We start from the raw sequence: 20,088 nt of genomic DNA, 5'->3' as shown, positions 1-20,088 counted from the left end.
GCCCCATCCCCCTCCCCCCACACCGGCGGGCCGCCGCCACCTCCTCGCGGCGGCCCGCCCGCACGATTGGAGTCCCCCGTGCGCGCACGACTGCTCGCTCTCCTTTCGGCGACCGCATCGGCCGCCGCCCTCACCACCCTCGCCCTCGGCGGCACGACCGCCGCGGCGAGCCCGCAGACCGCGGACACCGGCGCGGGTCAGCACGTCTCCGCCGCCGCCTTCGTGGTGAGCCAGTCCCAGTTCGACCAGATGTTCCCGGGCCGCAACTCCTTCTACACGTACGAGGGCCTGACGGCCGCGCTCGACGCCTACCCCGGCTTCTCCGGGACCGGCAGCGACACCACACGCAAGCAGGAGGCCGCGGCCTTCCTCGCCAACGTGAGCCACGAGACCGGCGGCCTCGTCTACGTCGTCGAGCAGAACACCGCCAACTACCCGCACTACTGCGACACATCGCAGTCCTACGGCTGCCCGGCCGGGACCGACCAGTACTACGGTCGCGGGCCCATCCAGCTCAGCTGGAACTTCAACTACAAGGCGGCGGGCGACGCGCTCGGCATCGACCTCCTCAACAACCCGTCCCTCGTGGAGAAGGACGCGGCGGTCGCCTGGAAGACCGGGCTCTGGTACTGGAACACCCAGAACGGCCCCGGCACCATGACGCCGCACGACGCGATCGTCAACGGGCGCGGCTTCGGCGAGACGATCCGCAGCATCAACGGCAGCCTGGAGTGCGACGGGAAGAACCCGGCACAGGTCCAGAGCCGCATCGACAGCTACACGCGCTTCGCGCAGATCCTGGGCGTCGACCCGGGTGCGAACCTGAGCTGCTGAGCGGGTTCTCCCGCAACGGCGAAAGGGGCGGTCCGCACGTCGCGGGCCGCCCCTTCCCCGTACTCCCCGGCGCGGGGCGGGGCCCCGTCCGCTCAGGAGGGGCCGACCCCGGCGCTGACCGTGGTCACCGTGAAGGTGTCCCCGCAGACGCGGAAGTTCCCCGCACGGGTGGTCATCGCCTCGCGCGAGCCGGGCGGATACACCCGCAGGAGTTCGCCCTTCGCCCGGCACTGCCCTCCGACTCCCCCGTTGAGCGTGTGCACCTCGCTGTGCGCCTTGGCGCCCGGCGCGAGCCGGACGCCGCTCCCCTCCCCGCCCTCGCGCTTCGCCGGAGCGCCGATCTGCGCCCCGTCCCCCGCGAGGTGCGAGACCCCGGGGTAGCCGCTGAGCACGCAGGTGCGGTCCGAGGTGTTGGTGAAGACGAGGGAGTAGTGGATGTTTCCGGCGCCCACATCGCCTCGCCCGAGCACGAGCCGCATCCCGGCGGAGGTGCAGCGCGGGGTGCCGCCCTCCTTCGGGGCGGAGGTCGTGGGCGTGCTCGCGGAGGCGCTCGGCACGGCACTCGGCGGGGTGCTCTGCGGACTTCCCGGTGAGCTGTCCTCCGAGTTGCCCGGGGAGGTGCTCCGCGGGGCCGAGGTGCCCGGTTCCGGCGACTTCGTGCCGGGCGGGCTCGACGACCCGCTCGTGGGGGCGGTGGTGGCGTCCGAGGCCGAGCGGGCCTCGCTGCCTCCGTCGTCCCCGCCGGAGCAGGCGGTGAGTGCCGCCGCGGTCAGCAGGCACAGCAGGACACCCCGCACGGGGCGGCCTCCCGCACCGTGCCGTCCCCGTCGGCGGTTCATGCGTGTACGCGTCACGTTCCCCATGAGGGCCGTCTTCCCCCCACGAGGGTCCCCGAACCCGCCGGACGCCGGTCGTACGGGGGTACGAGGACGGCTCACGGGGCCGCCACCGGTGCGACGTCAGTCGCGGGAGGTGGCTCCCGTCGCCGTGGTGTGCGTGTAGTAGACGGACTTGTGCTGGCGGGAACGCCGCACCACGCCCTTGGCGACGAGCGCTTCGAGCGTGGTGCGCACGACGTTGCCCTTGAGCTCGCGCTCCGGGTGCTCCTCGCGGAGGGTCGCGCCGACCTCGGCGGCGGAACGGGGCTCGCCGTGTGCCGCGAGCTGCCGGGCGATCAGCTCCCGGAGCGTGACGCGCCCGGCGGAGGTGGTGCCGGCGGTGGGCGCGGACGAGGGGGCGGCCTTCGCCTCGGCCCCGGCGGGGGACTTGGCCTTGGCCTGCGCCTTCGAGGACTTCTTCGGGGCAGCCTTGGACGCGGGCTTGGTGGCCGTCCTGGTGGTGGCCCTGGTCCTGCTCGCGGGCTTGGACGTGGTGCGCGCGGACCCCTTCTCGGCCGCCCCGGAGGCCGAGGCCGTCCCGCCGTCGGCGACCGCTCCGGCGGCCGGAGCCGGGACGGGGACGGACGCCGCCTCAGGTGCCGCCGCGGCGGGCGCGGGGGCCTGCGCCGGGGCCTCCGCACGGGCGCGCGGCACCTTGGCCGACTCGGCGGCGGGTGCCGGAGCCGGGTCGGTGGTGGTGGCGGGGACGCCACCGAGTGCCTGCTGCACCCCCGTCAGCATTCCCTGCTCGTGAGTGAGGACGCCGAGCCGCTCGCGCAGCGCCTCGATCTCCTCGGCGATCCTCGACTGCTCCTCGATGTTGGCCCGCAGGTCGGCGGCGACTTTCGCCTCGTACTGCGCCTTGAGGTTCTGCACCTCGGTGGGGTCCTGGGTCACGGACGACTCACTTCCTGGACGTGGTGGTGGTCCCCGGCCGGGGCCGGAGTGGTGTCTGCCGCGTCCGGTGGCACTCCCGCCGGATGCCGGCCGCACCGGGACGCCTTCGGGGGCATCCGCCTGCGGGACCTGGCGAGTTCGGGAACGGGGAGGGGACGCGGTGGCCCCGAGGGTACCGCCGTCCGGGCCGTCGCGGGGCCGGGTGGGTGGAAGTGCACTCTCCCGTGGCAGGACGTACGAGAGCGGCCTCGCGCGCGCTCCCCGGACAGCGCGGCGGCGCCGGGCGGGACCCGGCGCCGCGAGGGGGTGGTGCGGGCGGCTCAGCGAGGGGTCCAGCTGTACTGGTCGCCGCCGACCCACAGCACCTTCTCGGGGTCGTCGAGATCCTCCGCGGTGAGGCCGAGCGCGAGGGCGACCGCCACCACCTCCTTCACGTCGGTGGCCTCGCCGATCACCTGCCCGTCCGCCTCCACGACGCGGAACGGGGGGTCGGCGGGCTGGGGCGCGAGGACGACGAGACGGGGCATCATCGAGCGGGGGCTGTCTCTCTCAGTCATGCCTCACGCGTTCCACCACCCCGGCCGTGCCACACGTACCACCCGTCCGGCTACGTCCCTCCGGGTCGGCAGCCGGAGCAGGACGGGCCGTCAACTGTCCCCCGAACGGCTTATTTTGGCTTCCCGGCCGATTATCCGTACGATCCCACGATGATCTTGACGAAATACCGGGTGGCAGCCGCCGGAGGGGCGCTGGCCGTCGCGCTGGCCCTGCTGCCGGGGGCAACCGCCCAGGCCGCGGACGAGCCCGACGCGGGCAAGGCGCCGCCCCAGGTGGAACTGGTCCTCGACGTCAGCGGTTCGATGCGGGCGAAGGACATCGACGGCGCCTCCCGCATGTCGGCGGCGAAGCAGTCCTTCAACGAGGTGCTCGACGCGGTCCCCGAGGACGTCGAACTCGGCATCCGCACCCTCGGCGCCGACTACCCGGGCGAGGACCGCGAGACGGGCTGCAAGGACACCCGTCAGCTCTACCCGGTCGGCCACCCGGACCGCGCCGAGGCGAAGGCCGCCGTGGCGACCCTCTCCCCCACGGGGTGGACGCCGATCGGGCCCGCGCTGCTCGGCGCCGCCGACGACCTGAGCGACGGCGAGGCGAGCAAGCGGATCGTCCTCATCACGGACGGCGAGGACACCTGCCGGCGCGACCCCTGCGAGGTGGCCCGCGAGATCGCCGCGAAGGGCGTGCACCTCGTCGTGGACACGCTCGGCCTCGTGCCCGACGCGAAGACGCGCGATCAGCTCAGCTGCATCGCCGAGGCGACCGGCGGCACGTACACGACGGTCCGGCACACGAAGGAACTCTCCGGTCGCGTCAAGCAGTTGGTGCACCGGGCGGCCGACCCGGTGGTGACGCCGTCGGCGGTGTCCGGCACGGCGGAGTGCGCGAAGGCGCCCGAGCTGAAGACGGGTCTCTACAGCGACCGGGCGAAGATCGGCGAGCACCGCTGGTACCGCGTCGAGCTGCCGCCCGGCAAGGAGTTGCGGGCGGCGGTGACGGTCTCGGCCGACCGCGCGGTGGCGCCGGACAGCGGAGTGCTGCTGCGCGCGGTGACGCTGCACGGGCGGGAGATCGTGCGGGGCGAGACGACCGGGGCGGGACGCACCGACGCCCTCTCGGCCGGGCTGCGCTACCCGAAGGCGGAGGCCGATGACGACGACGGTGACGCACCGGCGGCCGAGACGGTGTGCCTCCAGGTGGCGCACTCCTTCACCGACCAGGGCGGGAGCACCGCGAAGGCCCCCGGTCTGCCGCTGGAACTGACGATCGACGTGGTGCGCGGCCCCTCGAACGGCTCGGACGTGGCCTCCTTCGGGCTCGGGCACGGCTGGTGGCTGCTCGGCCTGCTCGCGGTGGTGGGTCTGCTGACCGGGCTGGTGTGGGGCTTCGTCTCGCGCTGGCGCGTCACGGTGTGGAGGAGCAACTGATGAGGATGCGGAACAAGCCCGGTGCCTTCGCGCGCCGCGCGGGGGCCGCGCTCGCCGCGCTGTGCCTCGCGCTCGGCCCGGCGGCCGCGGCACGGGCCGACGACGGGGACGACAAGGGAACCGCGCCGACGGAGGCGGGCACCTCGTTCCGTACCGCGACCGCGCTCGACGTGGGACAGCGGGGCACGGCACACGCCTCCACGGGCGACTACCTGTACTGGGTGTACCCCGGGGACGCGGGACGCTCGGCGACGGTGCGCGCGGAGGTGAAGCTCCCCGCGGCGGGTGCCCGGCACGGGGAGCAGACCTGGCAGGTCGACGTGTACGACGGGCTGCGGCGCCGGCAGGCGTGCCGCTACGGCGCGCAGACCCGTACGGTCGCGGCCGAGACCACGACGGTACGGCTGTCGTGCACGCTGCGCACCGTGCGCGCCTGGGCGGAGCCGTGGGCGAACGACCCCTTGCCCGGCGCCTATTACATACGCCTGACGGTGCTCGACGCACCCGCCCAGGACATGGGCCTGCCGGTCGACGCGGCCGTGGACGTGTCCACGGTCGACAAGGGCGGGGCCGAGGCCGTGGGTGGCAAGCTCTCGAAGCCGCTCCTGCCCGCCGCGGCGCCGCAGGCGCCCGAGCCGGAGGACGGCTGGTCGTCGGGCCGCTGGAACGACCGCTGGTGGTGGACCGGCGGCGGCGCGGTGCTCGGCGCGCTGTGCGGGATCGGCGGGTACGTGCTGACGCGGGGCCGGGGCCGGCCGCGCGGACTGCCTCCACAGGGCTGAGCGGGGGCACGCCCCGTACGTCGCGCGGGAGGGGCCCGGCACCTGTCACAGGTGCCGGGCCCCTCCCCTGTCCGGCCTCGCGGTGCCGCTCCGGCCGCGTACGCCCGCCGTGTACCGGTGCTCAGTCGCCGGCGAGCACGGTGAGCAGCCCGCACAGCAGGCTGGCGACGGCGACGGCCGTGCCCAGCAGCGCCGTGGCCACGCAGCGGCGGCGCAGTCGCTCATAGCGTGCCGTGTACTCGGCGCGCAGGCTCACGGAGCGGGCGGCGACGCGGCGCAGCATCTCCTTGGAGTCGTCGAGCCGGTCGGCGGTGTAGGCGCGCTCGATGTCCTCGCGCTGCGCGGTGGTGAGCCAGGGCAGGTGCTCGGTGAAGCACCGCGCCCGCCGCCTGGCCTCGGCCACCTCCGCGTTCCACAGCAGGTACCCCTCCAGCTGGACGAGTCCGCGCGCGCTGTCGGGGGTGGGCTGCTCCACGTACGGCTCCTTGCTGTCTGCGTCACAGGGGCTCTGCGTCAGGGCTGCGGGTGCCAGGGGTGGTGGGCCGCGCCGGGCGGCCCCACCACCTCACTCGCCGCGGTTGTCGCGCTCGCCGGGGGCGATGGTCACGGACTCGTGCGGGGCGTTGACCGTCTGGTCCATCGCGTTGATCGCCGGGTGGTGCAGTTCGAAGGCCGGGGACTCGCTGCGGATACGGGGCAGGGCGTTGAAGTTGTGCCGCGGGGGCGGGCGAAGGTGCCGTGGAAGCCGACGAAGAGGGTCCAGAAGGTGATCTTCCCGAGCCGCTCGTCGAGCATCTTGCCGGTGAACTTCGGCCACCAGAAGTGGAAACCGGCGAACATCGCGAAGACGACGGTGCCGAAGACGACGTAGTGGAAGTGCGCGACGACGAAGTACGAGTCGGAGACGTGGAAGTCGAGCGGGGGCGCGGCGAGGATGACGCCGGTGAGGCCGCCGAAGAGGAAGGTGACGAGGAAGCCGACGGACCACAGCATCGGTGTCTCGAAGGAGAGGGACCCCTTCCACATGGTCCCGATCCAGTTGAAGAACTTCACACCCGTCGGCACGGCGATGAGGAAGGTCATGAACGAGAAGAAGGGCAGCAGCACGCCGCCCGTCACGTACATGTGGTGCGCCCACACCGTGATGGAGAGCCCGGCGATGGCGATCGTGGCGCCGATGAGGCCCACGTAGCCGAAGACGGGCTTGCGCGAGAAGACCGGGAGGATCTCCGTGACGATGCCGAAGAACGGCAGCGCGATGATGTAGACCTCGGGGTGGCCGAAGAACCAGAAGAGGTGCTGCCAGAGCAGCGCCCCGCCGTTGGTCGGGTCGAAGACGTGCGCGCCGAACTTGCGGTCCGCCTCCAGGCACAGGAGCGCGGCGGCGAGGCAGGGGAAGGCGAAGATCACGAGCACCGAGGTGAGCAGCACGTTCCACACGAAGATCGGCATGCGGAACGCGGTCATGCCGGGAGCGCGCATGGTGATGATCGTGGTGATGAAGTTGACGGCGCCGAGGATCGTGCCGAAGCCCTGGAGGGCGAGGCCCATGATCCACAGGTCGGGGCCCACGCCCGTCGAGTGGATAGAGTCGTTGAGCGGTGAATAGGCGAACCAGCCGAAGTCGGCTGCCCCTTGAGGGGTGAGGAAGCCGCTGATGACGATGAGCGAGCCGAAGAGGAACAGCCAGTACGAGAACATGTTCAGGCGCGGGAACGCGACGTCGGGCGAGCCGATCTGGAGCGGCATGATCCAGTTGGCGAAGCCGATGAAGAGCGGTGTCGCGAACATCAGCAGCATGATCGTGCCGTGCATCGTGAACGCCTGGTTGAACTGCTCGGGAGAGACGATCTGAAGGCCCGGCCGGGCGAGTTCGGCGCGCATGACGAGGGCGAGGACGCCGCCGAGGCAGAAGAAGGTGAACGAGGTGACCAGGTAGGAGGTGCCGATCACCTTGTGGTCGGTGCTGGTGATCCAGCGGATCACCCAGCCCCCTGGATACCTCCGCCGTACGGGGCCGGGGGGCGTCGGGGGACGGGAGTCCACCAGGGTGTCTGCCGAGCTCACTCGGTCTCCATTCGTCATTCGTCAGGCGGCGGGCGGGAGTTCCCGCCCGCACCCGTATGGCGACGGAAGAGTACGAACGACACGCGGTGCGCGAGGACCGAGCGGGGCGGTGACCGCCCGATCGGCCCAGCCCGGTGCACCCGGTTGGTGGAGCGCTCAGGTGGCGAAGGACCGGCTCGCGAGGTGGAAGTCGTGGCGGGCGGGGTGCCCGTCCCGTATCGCGACGCGGGCGACGGCGGAGAGCCGGGAGGGCGCCGAGGCGATGACGACGACGGTCTGCTCGGCGAGCCCGGCAGCGGCGTAGGCGCCGTCGTCGTCGGTGGTGGCGCGCAGGAGTTCCCTGCCGTGGGTGCCCGTGACGGTGATGACGACGTCGCGCAGGGGGTGTCCGGCGGTGTCGGTGACGCGCCCGGTGAGCTGGGGCAGCGGAAGGAGGCTCGCGGCCCGGTGCGGGGGCAGTGCCTCGGGCTGCGCGGTCTCCAGGGCCGGGTCCTCGACGGGTGGTTCGGGCACGGCGTCCTTCGCGGTGCCCCGGGCGGCTGCGCGGCGGGCGTGGAGAGCGCCGAGGCCGTGCAGGACGAAGGCCGCGGCGACCCAGGCGAGCAGGACGAGGACGTGCGGGACGACGTCCTTGCCGCCGAAGTAGAAGAGTCCGCGCAGGGCTTCGATGAGGTTGCCCATCGGCATGACCGGGTGGAGGGCGCGGAAGAAACCGGGGACCATCTGCACCGGGATGGCGCCGCCGCTGGACGGCATGCTGAGCAGCACGAACAGGCCCATCGCGACGCCGGGCAGGTACTGCTTGACGAAGGGCACGAGGCCGAGCGCGGTCTGCGAGACGGCCTGGGTCATGAGGAAGAGGAAGAGGATCGCGAGCGGGTCGCCCGGGATGACGTTCATCCACCGGGCGACGCCGTAGGCGACGAGGGCGAGGACGGCCCCGGCGACCGCGAGGACGAGGATCTTGTCCCGTCGGCCGAAGGTCGTGGCCCGCAGCATCATCATGACCATGACGTAGGCCGGGATGGTGCAGGCGAGGACGACGTAGAAGAGCCCGGTGCCCATGCCGTCACCCGCGGCGATGGGGGCGACCTCGGTGACCTTGAGGGCGGACTGCCCGCCCGCCCGCTGATCGCCGCTGTGCTGGGCGACGGCGGTGAACGTCCTCTGGAGGACGGATTCGAGCGAGTAGCCGTCGGCCTTGGCGGTGAAGAGTTCGGGTGCCCCGGGGCCGGGGACGTACCCGGCGACGGCGTCGCGGCCGGTGACGGCGGCGCGGGCGGCGTCGGCGTCGTGCACCGGTACGACGTCGAAGCCGCCCGGGACGCTGCGGTCCAGGGCGTGCTGGAGAGACGTGGCGGTGGCGGCGGGGACGGCGACCCTGACGTGGTGCGGGACCGGATTGTGGAAGGGCAGGAGGTAGCAGACGAGGAACCCGGCGAACATGAAGGCGGGGAACCACAGGGTGCGGACAAGCGTCAGGGCGGCCTCACGCCTGGAGCCCTCACCGCTCGTCCCGGGGTCCGGTGCCGAGCGGGGCGCGGGGTCCGGTGCGGTGGCGGGGGCCGACGCCGTGCCTGTCGCGGGGTTCCCTGCCGTGCCGGGTGCCGATCGCACCATGGGGTGCCTTCGCCTCCTCGTCGATGCGCGCTTCATGGATATGCATGCGTATGCCAATATTTAGCAACGCTAACATTAATGTGCGGTGCTGCAAAAACTGATCGCCGCACCTTCCGGCGGGCGGGGCGGCCGGAGGTCCCGTAGCTCCAAGAGGCCCGGACCGGTGGCGGGCCGCCGGGCGGGCGCCGACCCTGGAGAGGTGGGCCCGAGCACGGGCCTCCGGAGGCCCCGCACCGGCTCCGCCCGTTCTCCCCGTACCGGTGAGTCATGACTACCTCCCCCGCCCCCGTGCAGGGCCCCGGCAGTGCGGCACCCGGCGAAGGAACGGCCTGGCTGCTCGTGGACGCCCGCACCGGTCCCGCCGAGAGCCGCGTCGTGGAGGTCTCGCGCCGCGCCGCGCGCCTCCTGGAACGCGCCCCCGAGGAACTCGTCGGCGAACGGCTCACTGGCCTCGTGGCGGAGGGGAGCCGCAACAGCGTCATCGCCCTGCTCCTGGACGGGGCCTCGCTCCCGCGCGGCCGGGCGTCGGACAAGGCGCTGCAACCCCTGGAGTTCGCCGTCCCGAGCGGCCCCGTCGTCTGCACCGCGAGCGCCCGGCGCATCGGTGGCGAGGAGGGCGTGCTCCTCGTACGGATCGAGGAGGAGGCTCCGCAGCACCGCTGGGAGGCGCTGCGCCTGGGGGCCGTCCTCGCCGGTGAGTCGCTGTGGCTGTACGACGACGAGGCGGAGCGTTTCCGCTGGCTGGAGGGCGAACCGCCGTTCTCGCTCATGGGCCCCGACCGGGACGCCGGCCCGGAGGAACTCCTGGCCCGCGTCCATCCCGAGGACCTCGACTCCGTCGCCGCCTTCCTGGACTCGCTCGTCTCCGGGCGCACCGACAGCGGTGAACTGCTCTTCCGTCTCCGCGGGAACGGGACGCCCTCCGGCTACCGCAAGCTGCGCACCCGGGCCCGCGCGGCGCGCTTCGGTTTCACCGGGGCGCGCCGCGTCATCGGCACCACGGAGGACACCACGACGCTCGTCGAGCGGCTCGACGCGCTCCAGGCGGCGTACGTCACCGAGCGCAAGCGCGGCCGGCTCGTCGGGGAGCTGGCCTCGGCGTTCATCTCGGCGGCCACTGAGGACGAGCTGACCCAGGCGGTGCTGCACCGGCTCGCCCCGGCGTTCGGCGGGGTCGGCGCGCTCTTCGCGTACGGCGAGGACGGGCACCTGCGGGTCGTCTTCGGCGACGAGATCGACCGGGCGCTCGCGAAGGAACTCGACGGGCTGCCGCTGAGCGCGCCCAAACCGCTGCCCGAGGCGATCCGGACCGGTGAGGCGGTCTTCATCGCGAGCCGCGAGGAGTACCGCGCGCGGTGGCCGATGGCGCACAGCCTGCTCGACGCGACCGACGCGGAGTCCTTCGCGATGGTGGCGCTGGGGGCGGGCCGGCGGCTCGGCGCGTGGGTCATCACCTTCCCCGAGCCCGGGACGCTCACGGAGGGCGACCGCACCCTGATGCGGACCCTCGGCACGCTCGCCGGTCAGGCCCTGGAGCGGATCAGGCTCCAGGAGGCGCGCGTCGAACTCGCGCGCCTCGTCCAGCGCAACATGCTCCCCGACGTACTGCCGCCGGTCGCGGGGGTGGAGCTGACGGCGCTGTACCACCCGGCGCCGACCGGACTCGACGTGGGCGGCGACTGGTACGACGTGGTGCCGCTCCAGGACGGCGGCGCGGCGTTCGTCATCGGCGACGTGCAGGGCCACGACCTGCACGCGGCGGGGCTCATGGGCCAGGTGCGCACGGCGCTGCGCGCGTACGCCTGGCAGGACCCGCGGCCGGGCCCGGTCCTGGAGCGCACCAACGAGCTGCTGCTCCAGATGGGGGTACGGGTCTTCACGACGTGCCTGTACGTGCGTCTGATGCCGGACGGCGGGCTGCGCACGGCGCGCGCCGGGCACCCGCCGATGGTGTGCCTGGACGCGGGCCGCGCGGCCACCGTGTGCGAGGACGAGACGGGGCCGCCGCTCGGCGTCCTGGAGGGGGCCCGCTACCCGGAGCGCGCGTACGACTTCTCGCGCGGCGGCATCCTGGCGCTGCTCACGGACGGAGTGGTGGAGGGTCCGAGGTTCACCGCCGACGAGGGCCTGCGCCGCGTCGGCGACCTGCTGACGCTGAAGAGCCAGGAGCCCCTGGACATCCTCGCGCTGTACGTGATGTCGACGGCGGGGAGCACCGGGCACCGGGACGACTCGGCGCTGCTGCTGGTGCGCAGGGCGTGAACCCCGCCCGGCCGCCTCAGGTACGGATGATCCGCCCCGTCAGCCGCTCCGGCCGCAGCGCGAACCACGCCGTGCGGTCGTGTCCCGCCCAGGGGCCCGGCCACGCGGCGCGTTCCACGGCCTTCACGCGGGCGGGGTCGCTGACCCGGCGCAGCGTGCCGGTCGCGAGGACCGACCACCCGGCGCTCAGTGCCTCGTCGACGCGGTCCACCTCGAAGGCGACCGTGCCGCCCGCCGCCTGCGCCAGCGGGCCCCGCTCCGTCGAGCCCAGCGTCAGCTCACCGTCCACGAGCGTGTAGTTGAACGGGAGGACGAGCGGGCCCGTCGCCTCCGTCGTGAACCCGAGGCGGCCCACGCCGTGCGCGCCGATCCTGCGGCGGCACTCCTCCTCGCCCAGCTCTTCCAGGACCGGCTCGGCGGCGGCGCGTCCGCGCCCGTCCGGGGACGCGGCGGCGGTCCCGCGCAGTTCCGCGAGGCTCACACCGAGGGCGTTGGCGATCCGCAGCAGCACCGCCGTACCGGGCGCCGCGTCCTGCTCCTCGATGTACCGCAGGTACGAGGGATCGGCGCCGACGGCCTTCGCGAGTTCGGCGCGGCTCAGCCCGGCCTGCGTCCTGCTGTGCGCGATGCGCCGGCCCACGTCGCTGCCCGGGCCGCCCCCGGGGGCGGTGAACTGCGATACCGGTGTCATGGCTCATGCCTTCCTGGGCCGGGGCGGGACCCGTGGGCGTGCCCCCGAGGGCGGTGGACGGCGGGAGGGATCAGCCGCCGGTTCGTTGCGCGAGCGTGAAGATCGCCCCGGCGGGGTCCCGCAGCACGGCCCGGGCGAAATCGGGGCCGTCCCGCCGCTCGACGAGCGCACCGGAGTGCCGCGCGGCCGCGGCGACGGCCGCGTCCAGGTCCGCGACCGGGAAGTGCACCCGCCACATGGGCCGTACGAGGGGGTCGGGCGCGGCCTCGACGGCGCCCGAGCTGATGCGGGCGAGCTGGTTGTCCCCGTCCCGCACCACGACCGCCTCCTCCTCGTACCGCACCTCGGGCGCCCCCGGGGCCTCCGTGCCCCAGCCGAGCACCTCGCCGTAGAAGATCGCCGCCTCGAAGGAGTCGCGGGTGCGCAGCTCGACCCAGGCGAGGCGGCTGCGCCTGCCGATGTGCCCCGGTGTGCCGTCGTCCTGCCAGACGCCGAAGACGGCGCCGTCGCGGTCGGCGGCGAGCGCTCCGCGGCCGCGCGGCAACCGCAGCGGGCCGATCGCGACGGTGCCGCTGCGCTCGCGGACGCGGGCGACGGTGTCGTCGATGGCGGCGACGGCGAAGAAGGGAATCCAGGCGACGGCGACCTGGTACGTGGAGGCGACCGCGCCGAACACCGCGACCGTCCCGCCCTCGGCGTCCTCCGCCACGCAGAACTCGTGGCCGAGCGCGTTGCCCCGGAAGGTCCAGCCCATCACCGCGCCGTAGAAGCGCTGCGACTCGCCCAGGTCGTGGGTCATGAGGTTCACCGCGCCCCGGGAGCCGAGTGCGCGCTCCTCGTGGCGCTGCTGAGCGGGGCTGTCCGCCGTCACCTGGGGCCGCCTTCCTGTGGTGCCCGGGGGCCGGGACCCGGGGCTGGGGGTGCCTGAACGCGTGCCGTCCGCGCGCGGGCGGGCTCGTTCATCTTGGGCCGGGCCGGGGCCCGCCGCATCCGGGGACATGCCGGGAGTTCACCCCCACGCGCGCTGTGCCGTAACCCTGATCGGCGGACGCACGTTCACGACGTTGACCCATGACCGCTACAGAACGGAGCGCACAATGGCCAAGCGTCGCCAGCAGAAGGGCCGCAAGCACCGCCAGGTGAACCGGACGCCGCGTCCGGTCACCCGCACGGGTGCCGCCCGGCTCGTGGCAGCGGCCGGAGGCCCCGAGCGCCCACGTCCGGCCGGCACACCCGACGCCCCCGCGACAGCCCCCGCCACCACCCCGGCCGCGTCCACTCCCCCGGTGCGGCGGGACGCTCCCGCCACCGCGCCCGAGGCGCCCGCCCCGCGCGAGGTCCCCCGTCCCGCGCACCGTCCCGCGCCGGTGGTGGAGACCGGGGACCTCTTCGCCCCCGCCTCCGCCGGGGGCCTCGGCCGCAGCGCCGCGCGCACCTTCGCCCAGCTCAAGGAGGGCGGCGCCGAGGGGCTCGCGCTCGACGAGCTCGCCGAGCGCGCGGGCTTCCAGCCGAACACGGTCGGCAAACACCTCAGCGGCCTCGCGGAGCGCGGCGTCGCGGAGCGGCGGGGCGACCGCTGGTACGCGACGGAGCAGGCCCCGGCCCCCGCCTGAGCCGCCCCGGCGGAGGGCTCGCAGAGCCGGGCGGCGCGCGCCCGCGCGGGGGCGGGCGGCGGCGCCGCGTACGGAGGGGCCCGCCCTCACGTACGCGGCGCCGCCGCCCGTCCCCGCCGCGTCGAGGCGTTGCCCGTCGGGGGCGGGGAGGGCCGGTCTGCCGCTTCGTGACGCAATCGTTGAACGGATCCACCACGAGTACAGGGAGAATGAGGGGCCCCGCCGCGCCGGGCGGGACCACCCCTCTTCCTCCGGGCACACCGGACGCAGCGAGAAAGCAGGACCGCGCATGTCCCACTCCCCCGACGACAGCGAGCGCCCGGGCGGCGCCGGGGAGCGACCCGACCTCTCCAAGCCCGCGGCGCCCGAGCAGCCGCCCAGGGAGCGCGGTCCGTTCGCGGTACAGGACGAGCCCCCACGCCCCGAGGGCGCCCCGGGCCCGTACGCCCAGGCCCCCGGCGGGCAGCACGGCCAGCACGCCGGTGGTCCGTACGCCCAGGCGCCAGGTCCGTACGGCCCGGCTCCCGGCCCGTACGCCCAGACCCCTTACCCGGCGGGACCCGGCGCCTACGGGCAGATGCCGGGCCACATCCCCGGGCAGGAGCCGTGGGCCGGGCAGTACGGCGCGCAGTGGCAGGGCGGGAAGCCTCCGGGCGGTGGCATGGCCGTGGCCGCGCTGGTGTGCGGGATCGCGGCCGTGGTCTTCTGCTGGACCATCGCGGGCGGGATCGTCCTCGGGGTGCTCGGGATCATCTTCGGGATCATCGCCATGCGCCGCTCGCGCAGGACCGGGGCACCCCACCACGGGATCGGGCTCGCGGGCGTCATCGTCGGCGCCGTCGGCCTCGTGGGCGGCGCCATCACCCTCGGCCTGGTCATCGCCGTGGCCTCGTCGGACGACTTCCAGGACTCGTACCGCTCCTTCCGCAGCTACTCGGAGTGCCTCCAGCACGCGCAGTCGCCCGAGGAGCAGCGGATGTGCGAGGAGAAGTTCGACCGCGAGCTGAACGGCTGACGGCCAGCCGGGCGGAGCGCACGCCGGGCGCGCGAGGGCTCACCCGTCCCCCGTCTCCCCGCCGCTCCGCCTGCCGCCCGCGCCCCCGCGCCCGGACGGGCGCGGGACGCCGTGCCTCAGGCGGGCGCGGAGGGCGGCGAGGCGGGGGTAGCGCTCGCGCTGGCGCGAGGCGCTGCGGTCGAGTTCCTCGATGAGACGGGCCGAGCGCTTCTCGACGTCGAGTTCGTCGAGGACGCGGTCGGCCTCGGCGAGCAGGGCGCCGTAGAGCTGCCACTGCGCGGCCTCGGTGCGCACGAGGTCGAGGAGGAGCGCCGCTAGGTGGTCGCGTTCGGCGTGGCTCGCGTCGAGGGCGCGGATGAGCGCGTCCTCGGCGTCCTCCGCGCCGGTCGACAGGGGCGTGGTGATGAGCGCGGCGAAGCTCTCGACGGCGCTGCCCATGTGGAGCAGCAGCCGCGCGTAGCTGTCGGCGGCCTCCTCGGGCAGGGGGCGGCGGCCGGGACGCTTGGCGGCGAGGTCGGTGAGGGTGCGGAACTGGACCCGCTGGACGACGGCGCAGATCTCCAGGGCGTCGAGCCCGGTGCGCAGGACGACGCGGTTGAGGAGTCCTTCGCGCACGCGGGGGTTGAGGCGGGTGCTCTCCTCGGCCTGGCGCAGTTCCTCGTCCACCTCGGCGATGTCGTTGTCGAGGCGGCGCGCGGCGTGCAGCCAGTCGGCGGCGCGCGCGGCGTTGTAGTCCTCGCCGACCTGGAGGGCGACCTCGTTGTAGAGGCGGCTGCTGCGGCGGGCCATCGCGGTGATCGCCTCGCCCGCCGTGCGCACGTACACGGGAGGGGCGAGGAAGAGGTTGAAGGCGAGGCCGACGCCCGCGCCGATGAGGGTCTCGTAGACGCGGTCGAGCGCGGTGTTGGCGACCTGCGAGACGCCGAGGACGAGCATCGCCGAGATGGCGACCTCGGGGACGAACTCGCCGACCCGCACGAGGCGGCCGATCACGAGCGCGGTGACGATCGTCAGCCCGAGGCTCCACCAGGTGAGGCCGACGAGCGAGGAGAAGCCGCTCGCGATGAGCACCCCGGCGATGACGGCGTTGACGCGGCGGATGCCGGTCCTGATCGTCGCGAAGAGCGTGACCTGCACGACGAGCAGGGCGGTGAGCGGCGCGGTGAGCGGGGCCGGTTGCGGCAGCAGGGTGACGGCGAGGACGTACGAGATGACGGCGGCCGATGTCGACCGCAGCGTCTGGGTGACGACGGGCTCGGCGGTCCTGCGCGCCAGGCCCCTCACGGGTGCGGGCGCCTTGCGCGCCAGGGCGGTCACGGGTGCGGGCACTTCGGGCATTGCCTCATCTTGGCCACGCGGGCAGGAGCGGCCCGCCCGGCGCGCGGGGCCCGGCAGGTGATTCGCGCGCGGCGAAGGAGGCGGGAGGGCACGGGGCGGGTAGGGGTGCGGGGACGGGACGAGGTCCCTCGCCGTGCCGGGCGGGGGCGGTGACGACGGGAGCCAGGACGATGACGGACGCGACGGACGGGGCCGAGCGTGCCTCGGCGGGGAACCCGGGGGAAGGCGGCGGGAACGCCGCGTACGGGAAGAAGCCGTTCAAGCGCTCGCGCAGCCATTTCGCGGACCGGGTGACGGCGGACGGGCGGGACGGCTGGCCGGTGGAGGCGGGCAGGTACCGGCTCGTGGTGAGCAGGGCGTGTCCGTGGGCGAGCCGGGCGCTGGTCTCCCGGCGGCTGCTGGGCCTGGAGGACGCGATCTCGCTCGCGGTCGCCGACCCGATCCAGGACGACCGCAGCTGGCGGTTCACGCTCGATCCGGACGGGCGCGACCCGGTGCTCGGCATCCGCTACCTGGCGGAGGCCTACGACGCGCGGGAGCAGGACTACCCGGGCGGGGTGAGCGTGCCCGCCCTCGTGGACGTCCCGAGCGGCCGCCTCGTGACCAACGACTACCAGCAGCTCACGCTCGACTTCGCGACCGAGTGGAAGGAACTGCACCGTCCGGGCGCGCCCGACCTCTACCCCGAGGCGCGGCGCGACGAGATCGACGAGGTCATGGACGGCGTGTACCGCGACCTCAACAACGGGGTCTACCGGGCGGGTTTCGCCGACACCCAGGAGGTGTACGAGGAGGCGTACGAGGACGTCTTCCGGCGCCTGGCGTGGATGTCACGGCGTCTGGAGCGGCAGCGGTACCTCGTCGGGGACACGCTGACGGAGGCGGACATCCGGGCGTTCACGACGCTGGTGCGCTTCGACGCCGTCTACCACGGCCACTTCAAGTGCAACCGTCACAAGCTCGCCGAGGACCCGGTCCTGTGGGCCTACGCGCGTGACCTGTTCCAGACGCCGGGCTTCGGGGACACGGTCGACTTCGGCCACATCAAGCGGCACTACTACGAGGTGCACCGGGGCATCAACCCGACCGGCATCGTGCCGCGCGGCCCCGAGCCCCTGTCGGCGTGGCTGACCCCGCACCACCGCGAGGAGCTGGGCGGCTCCCCGTTCGGCGAGGGCACGCCGCCGGGCCCGGTGCCCCCCGACGAGGCGGTGCCTTCGGTGGGCCGCGGCTGAGGCGCGGCGCCCGCGAGCCCCCCGCGGCACCGGCCGCCGGGGGGCTCGCTCATTCCTCCCGCTCGAAGTCGGCCTGGGCCGCCTCCTCGTCCAGGTCCTCCCGCGCCGCGTCGTACAACTCGCGTACGAAGCCGCGGGCGGTCTCCTCCTCGCTGCCGGGCGCTGTCTCGCGCAGGCGGACGGTCCACTGCTCGATCGCTTCTTCGCTCATGACTCCAGGGGACTACGCGCGCGGGGAGCCCGCCACTCGGGTGAGCGCCGCGCCGGGGGGCGGGCCTCAGTGGGGCAGCAGGGCGCGCACGCGGGGGCGCAGGACGTAGGCCCCGGCCCCGGCGGCGAGGGCGAGGACGCAGAAGGAGAAGGTGAGTCCCGCGGTGCGCAGCCCGACGCCCTCGGCGAGGGCGCCGACGGCGATGACGGGCAGGGAGATGCCGATGTAGGCGAGGACGAAGTACGCGGAGAGCGTGGCGCCGCGCCGCTCGCTGGGTGTCCGCACGCCGACCGCGGTGGTTCCCGCGCGGAAGGCGAGTCCCTGCCCGATGCCGCCGAGCACGGCGCCCGCGATCAGGAGCCACAGCCCCTCCCAGGCGAGCCCCGCGGCGACCAGGAGGAGCCCGGCGACGAGCACGAAGCAGCCCGTGGGGAGCGCGCGGCGCACGCCGAAGCGGCCGAAGGCGCTCTGTCCGGCGATGGATCCGGCGAAGACGAGGAAGACGACGAGTCCGGTCGCCGCGAGGTTGTGCACGCCGAGGGTCTCGCCGAGGAAGCTGGGCGAGACGGCGGTGAAGAGGCCGAGCAGCGCGAAACCGGCGAAGGCCGCGCAGGCTGCGGGGACGAAGAGGCCGCGCACCTCGGGCGGCACGGCGAGTCCGTGCGGACGGGGCACGGCGCGGGGACGGGCGTCACGCACCGGCTCGGGCAGCGTGAGCAGGGCGAGCGCGGCGAGCACGACGAGGCCGAGGTGGACGAGGTAGGGCAGGCGCAGCGGCCAGGGGGCGTACTCGGCGAGGATCCCGGCGACGAGCGGACCGCAGCCGAGTCCGCCCATGTTCGCCGCGGTGGCGGCGAGCGAGGCGCGCGCGGCGCGGCGTCGCGGGGCCAGGTCGAGCACGTAGGCGGTGGCGGCGCCGGAGAAGAGCCCGGCGGAGAAGCCGGAGAGGAGCCGCCCCGCGAAGAGGGCGGGCAGACCGCCCTCGAAGACGAAGCAGAGCGCGCTCGCCGCCGAGAAGCCGAGGCCCCACCAGACGGCGGCGCGCCGCCCCGCGAGGTCGGACCAGTTCCCGGCGAGGAGCAGCACGGCGATGACGCCGACCGCGTACACGGCGAAGACGATCGTCACCATGAGCTGGCCGAAGCCGAGGTGCTCGCGGTAGAGGCCGTAGAGCGGGGTCGGCAGGGTCGTTCCCGCCATGCCGACGGCGAAGACCGCCGCGGCGAGCGGGTAACCGTGCGGGAAGCGGGGACGGGACGCGGTCATGGAGCCACGGTAGGCCGCGCCGTCCCGGGCCGCCCGGCCGGGACGTGGACGGCCTGCGGACGGGGCGTCAGGGGGACCCGGGCGGCCGCGACTCCGCGGGGAAGCCCGCCGGGGGCGGGGAGCGCTGGGCGCCGGTGGCGTCTCAGGCCGTGAGGTCCGGGCTCGTGTGGTCCTTCGTCGCCTCCGGGGCCTCCGTGACGTCGAGGAAGACCTGGTCGGCCTCGGGCCAGCGCTCGGTGAGACCCGCCTTGACCCGCTCCATGACCAGTTCGAGCTTCTCGCTCTCGTGGCCCGGCGCGAGGTCCACGCGGGCCGCGACGAGGAGCGAGTCCTGGCCGAGGCGCATCGTGAGCAGGGTGGCCACGCCGTCGATCTCGGGCTGGGCGTCGAGGTAGGCGGTGATCGCCTCCCGGGTGTCGGGGTCGGCGCCCTCGCCGATGAGCTGATCCCGGGCGTCGGCGCCGAGCTTGAAGGCGACGAAGAGGAGCAGCACGCCGATGGCGAGCGAGGCGGCGGCCTCGTAGACAACCTGTCCCGTCGTCATGTGGAGCACCATGCCCGCGATGGCGAGCAACACGCCGAGGACCGCCGTGCCGTCCTCCGCGACGACCGTGCGCAGCGCCGGGTCCGAGCCGATGCCGCCCTCCTGCCCGCGCACCTGGAGCAGCGCCCGTGCCAGCGAGGTTCCCTCGGCGAGGAGGGCGACACCGAGCACGATGAGCCCGACGATGTACCCGCTCGTCGACTCCTGCTCGGAGGAGCGCAGCGCCTCGACGCCCTGGAAGACGGAGAAGCAGCCCCCCATCACGAAGATGCCCACCGCGGCGAGCAGCGACCAGAAGTAGCGCTCCTTGCCGTAGCCGAAGGGGTGGCCGGGGTCGGCGGGGCGCTTGCTGCGGCGCAGCGCGGCGAGGAGGAAGACCTCGTTGAGGCTGTCGGCCACGGAGTGGGCGGCCTCCGAGAGCAGCGCGGGCGAGCCGGCGAAGAGACCGCCGACGAGTTTCGCGACGGCGATGACGAGGTTCGCGGCGAGCGCGATCCAGACGGTCAGTTTGGTGTGCGCGTCACTGCTCGTGGACGAGGTCGCGGCACCCTCCCCGGAATCCGGCGCGGTGTCGCCCGGCCGCCCCGGTGCGCGCGCCGCGTCCTCGCGCTCCCTGACATCGTTGGCCTCGCTCATGGGTCCTCGCTCCCTCCCCGGCGTACGTGCAGGAGACACGCACAGCGTCCGGATACCCCGGTCCGGGCCGCTCAGGCGGGCGTTCGCGGTGGACCGTACGGGCTGTGTCCTCACCTCTTCGGCCGTGCCGTGCGGCAACGGGGTACGCGGGGGCAGGAGGGTACGCAAGGGCGGGCCGCGACGCATGGGGCGGCGAAGCCCGAACGGGACCGTA

At 74.1% G+C, this 20,088-nt stretch carries 18 protein-coding genes and 1 pseudogene; 7 read left to right on the top strand and 12 right to left on the bottom strand.

Translation table 11 applies throughout. The annotated features are described in order from the left end of the window. The first annotated feature begins 78 nt into the window (after window positions 1–78). Entirely contained in the window at window positions 79–834 is a 756-nt protein-coding gene (locus IF99_RS0120265; protein WP_030998016.1) for a chitinase, read from the top strand. 92 nt (window positions 835–926) lie between these two features. Here the strand turns inward: IF99_RS0120265 and IF99_RS0120260 are convergent, their stop codons facing one another. The 3 genes from IF99_RS0120260 to IF99_RS0120245 form a co-directional block, all read right to left on the bottom strand. Continuing rightward, window positions 927–1,631, bottom strand: coding sequence for a DUF4232 domain-containing protein (locus tag IF99_RS0120260; RefSeq protein ID WP_234340774.1), 705 nt, complete (start codon window positions 1,629–1,631; stop codon window positions 927–929). Window positions 1,632–1,793: 162 nt separating this feature from the next. After that, window positions 1,794–2,609 (bottom strand): BlaI/MecI/CopY family transcriptional regulator, encoded by an 816-nt coding sequence (locus tag IF99_RS0120255; protein WP_030998014.1) that lies wholly within the window; start codon window positions 2,607–2,609, stop codon window positions 1,794–1,796. A gap of 320 nt (window positions 2,610–2,929) precedes the next feature. Beyond that, a complete protein-coding gene (locus IF99_RS0120245) occupies window positions 2,930–3,166 on the bottom strand; it encodes a hypothetical protein (RefSeq protein ID WP_030998013.1) in 237 nt (78 codons plus the stop codon). A gap of 150 nt (window positions 3,167–3,316) precedes the next feature. Between IF99_RS0120245 and IF99_RS0120240 the strand changes: the two genes are divergently transcribed. Continuing rightward, entirely contained in the window at window positions 3,317–4,594 is a 1,278-nt protein-coding gene (locus IF99_RS0120240; RefSeq protein ID WP_030998012.1) for a VWA domain-containing protein, read from the top strand. After that, window positions 4,594–5,376, top strand: a complete 783-nt coding sequence (locus IF99_RS0120235; RefSeq protein WP_030998011.1) for a hypothetical protein — start codon at window positions 4,594–4,596, stop codon at window positions 5,374–5,376. Before IF99_RS0120240 ends, IF99_RS0120235 begins: the two co-directional genes overlap by 1 nt. 121 nt (window positions 5,377–5,497) lie before the next feature. Here IF99_RS0120235 and IF99_RS0120230 read toward each other — a convergent pair whose 3' ends face one another. From IF99_RS0120230 to IF99_RS0120220, 3 genes and pseudogenes are all read right to left on the bottom strand, one after another. Beyond that, entirely contained in the window at window positions 5,498–5,851 is a 354-nt protein-coding gene (locus IF99_RS0120230) for a hypothetical protein (protein WP_030998010.1), read from the bottom strand. A 90-nt stretch (window positions 5,852–5,941) separates the two neighbouring features. Continuing rightward, window positions 5,942–7,461 (bottom strand): annotated as a pseudogene (locus IF99_RS30960) (cbb3-type cytochrome c oxidase subunit I). Between the two features lie 138 nt (window positions 7,462–7,599). Next, window positions 7,600–9,063: a carboxypeptidase regulatory-like domain-containing protein gene (locus tag IF99_RS0120220; RefSeq protein ID WP_234340773.1), complete on the bottom strand. Its 1,464-nt coding sequence runs from the start codon at window positions 9,061–9,063 to the stop codon at window positions 7,600–7,602. A 267-nt stretch (window positions 9,064–9,330) separates the two neighbouring features. On the opposite strand from IF99_RS0120220, the gene IF99_RS0120215 reads away from it, so the two are divergent. Further along, entirely contained in the window at window positions 9,331–11,325 is a 1,995-nt protein-coding gene (locus IF99_RS0120215; RefSeq protein WP_030998008.1) for a SpoIIE family protein phosphatase, read from the top strand. Window positions 11,326–11,341: 16 nt separating this feature from the next. Here IF99_RS0120215 and IF99_RS0120210 read toward each other — a convergent pair whose 3' ends face one another. Both IF99_RS0120210 and IF99_RS0120205 read right to left on the bottom strand, forming a co-directional pair. Beyond that, window positions 11,342–12,016, bottom strand: a complete 675-nt coding sequence (locus IF99_RS0120210; RefSeq protein ID WP_030998007.1) for a helix-turn-helix domain-containing protein — start codon at window positions 12,014–12,016, stop codon at window positions 11,342–11,344. Between the two features lie 70 nt (window positions 12,017–12,086). Then, window positions 12,087–12,887, bottom strand: coding sequence for a VOC family protein (locus IF99_RS0120205; RefSeq protein WP_030998006.1), 801 nt, complete (start codon window positions 12,885–12,887; stop codon window positions 12,087–12,089). Between the two features lie 226 nt (window positions 12,888–13,113). Between IF99_RS0120205 and IF99_RS0120200 the strand changes: the two genes are divergently transcribed. Then, window positions 13,114–13,629: a hypothetical protein gene (locus IF99_RS0120200; RefSeq protein WP_030998005.1), complete on the top strand. Its 516-nt coding sequence runs from the start codon at window positions 13,114–13,116 to the stop codon at window positions 13,627–13,629. Between the two features lie 289 nt (window positions 13,630–13,918). Continuing rightward, window positions 13,919–14,644 carry a DUF4190 domain-containing protein gene (locus tag IF99_RS0120195; protein WP_037827226.1) on the top strand — a complete coding sequence of 242 codons (726 nt, stop codon included), beginning with the start codon at window positions 13,919–13,921 and terminating at the stop codon, window positions 14,642–14,644. Between the two features lie 39 nt (window positions 14,645–14,683). On the opposite strand, the gene IF99_RS0120190 is transcribed toward IF99_RS0120195, so the two are convergent. Next, window positions 14,684–15,982, bottom strand: coding sequence for an FUSC family protein (locus IF99_RS0120190; RefSeq protein WP_030998004.1), 1,299 nt, complete (start codon window positions 15,980–15,982; stop codon window positions 14,684–14,686). Window positions 15,983–16,152: 170 nt separating this feature from the next. On the opposite strand from IF99_RS0120190, the gene IF99_RS0120185 reads away from it, so the two are divergent. Further along, entirely contained in the window at window positions 16,153–17,217 is a 1,065-nt protein-coding gene (locus IF99_RS0120185; protein WP_030998003.1) for a glutathione S-transferase family protein, read from the top strand. A 49-nt stretch (window positions 17,218–17,266) separates the two neighbouring features. Here IF99_RS0120185 and IF99_RS34415 read toward each other — a convergent pair whose 3' ends face one another. From IF99_RS34415 to IF99_RS0120170, 3 genes are all read right to left on the bottom strand, one after another. After that, window positions 17,267–17,428, bottom strand: a complete 162-nt coding sequence (locus IF99_RS34415) for a hypothetical protein (RefSeq protein ID WP_199806526.1) — start codon at window positions 17,426–17,428, stop codon at window positions 17,267–17,269. 66 nt (window positions 17,429–17,494) lie between these two features. Then, window positions 17,495–18,694 carry an MFS transporter gene (locus IF99_RS0120175; RefSeq protein WP_030998002.1) on the bottom strand — a complete coding sequence of 400 codons (1,200 nt, stop codon included), beginning with the start codon at window positions 18,692–18,694 and terminating at the stop codon, window positions 17,495–17,497. A gap of 142 nt (window positions 18,695–18,836) precedes the next feature. After that, on the bottom strand, window positions 18,837–19,874 hold the full coding sequence (locus IF99_RS0120170; RefSeq protein ID WP_030998001.1) for a cation diffusion facilitator family transporter: 1,038 nt from the start codon (window positions 19,872–19,874) through the stop codon (window positions 18,837–18,839). Window positions 19,875–20,088: the final 214 nt, after the last annotated feature.

Origin of the sequence: Streptomyces sp. NRRL F-5630 (assembly GCF_000719475.1) — a bacterium.
Taxonomy (GTDB): domain Bacteria; phylum Actinomycetota; class Actinomycetes; order Streptomycetales; family Streptomycetaceae; genus Streptomyces.
Note: the sequence above shows the minus strand (reverse complement) of the source record. Positions and strands in the feature narration are given on the sequence as shown.

Bases quoted from the DNA above. Each gene is read 5' to 3' on its own strand.
- IF99_RS0120200 (WP_030998005.1), top strand. From the start codon at position 13,114: ATGGCCAAGCGTCGCCAGCAGAAGGGCCGCAAGCACCGCCAGGTGAAC.
- IF99_RS0120170 (WP_030998001.1), bottom strand. From the start codon at position 19,874: ATGAGCGAGGCCAACGATGTCAGGGAGCGCGAGGACGCGGCGCGCGCA.
- IF99_RS0120185 (WP_030998003.1), top strand. From the start codon at position 16,153: ATGACGGACGCGACGGACGGGGCCGAGCGTGCCTCGGCGGGGAACCCG.
- IF99_RS0120220 (WP_234340773.1), bottom strand. From the start codon at position 9,063: ATGGTGCGATCGGCACCCGGCACGGCAGGGAACCCCGCGACAGGCACG.
- IF99_RS0120235 (WP_030998011.1), top strand. From the start codon at position 4,594: ATGAGGATGCGGAACAAGCCCGGTGCCTTCGCGCGCCGCGCGGGGGCC.
- IF99_RS0120245 (WP_030998013.1), bottom strand. From the start codon at position 3,166: ATGACTGAGAGAGACAGCCCCCGCTCGATGATGCCCCGTCTCGTCGTC.
- IF99_RS34415 (WP_199806526.1), bottom strand. From the start codon at position 17,428: ATGAGCGAAGAAGCGATCGAGCAGTGGACCGTCCGCCTGCGCGAGACA.
- IF99_RS0120190 (WP_030998004.1), bottom strand. From the start codon at position 15,982: ATGCCCGAAGTGCCCGCACCCGTGACCGCCCTGGCGCGCAAGGCGCCC.
- IF99_RS0120240 (WP_030998012.1), top strand. From the start codon at position 3,317: ATGATCTTGACGAAATACCGGGTGGCAGCCGCCGGAGGGGCGCTGGCC.
- IF99_RS0120210 (WP_030998007.1), bottom strand. From the start codon at position 12,016: ATGACACCGGTATCGCAGTTCACCGCCCCCGGGGGCGGCCCGGGCAGC.
- IF99_RS0120195 (WP_037827226.1), top strand. From the start codon at position 13,919: ATGTCCCACTCCCCCGACGACAGCGAGCGCCCGGGCGGCGCCGGGGAG.
- IF99_RS0120215 (WP_030998008.1), top strand. From the start codon at position 9,331: ATGACTACCTCCCCCGCCCCCGTGCAGGGCCCCGGCAGTGCGGCACCC.
- IF99_RS0120175 (WP_030998002.1), bottom strand. From the start codon at position 18,694: ATGACCGCGTCCCGTCCCCGCTTCCCGCACGGTTACCCGCTCGCCGCG.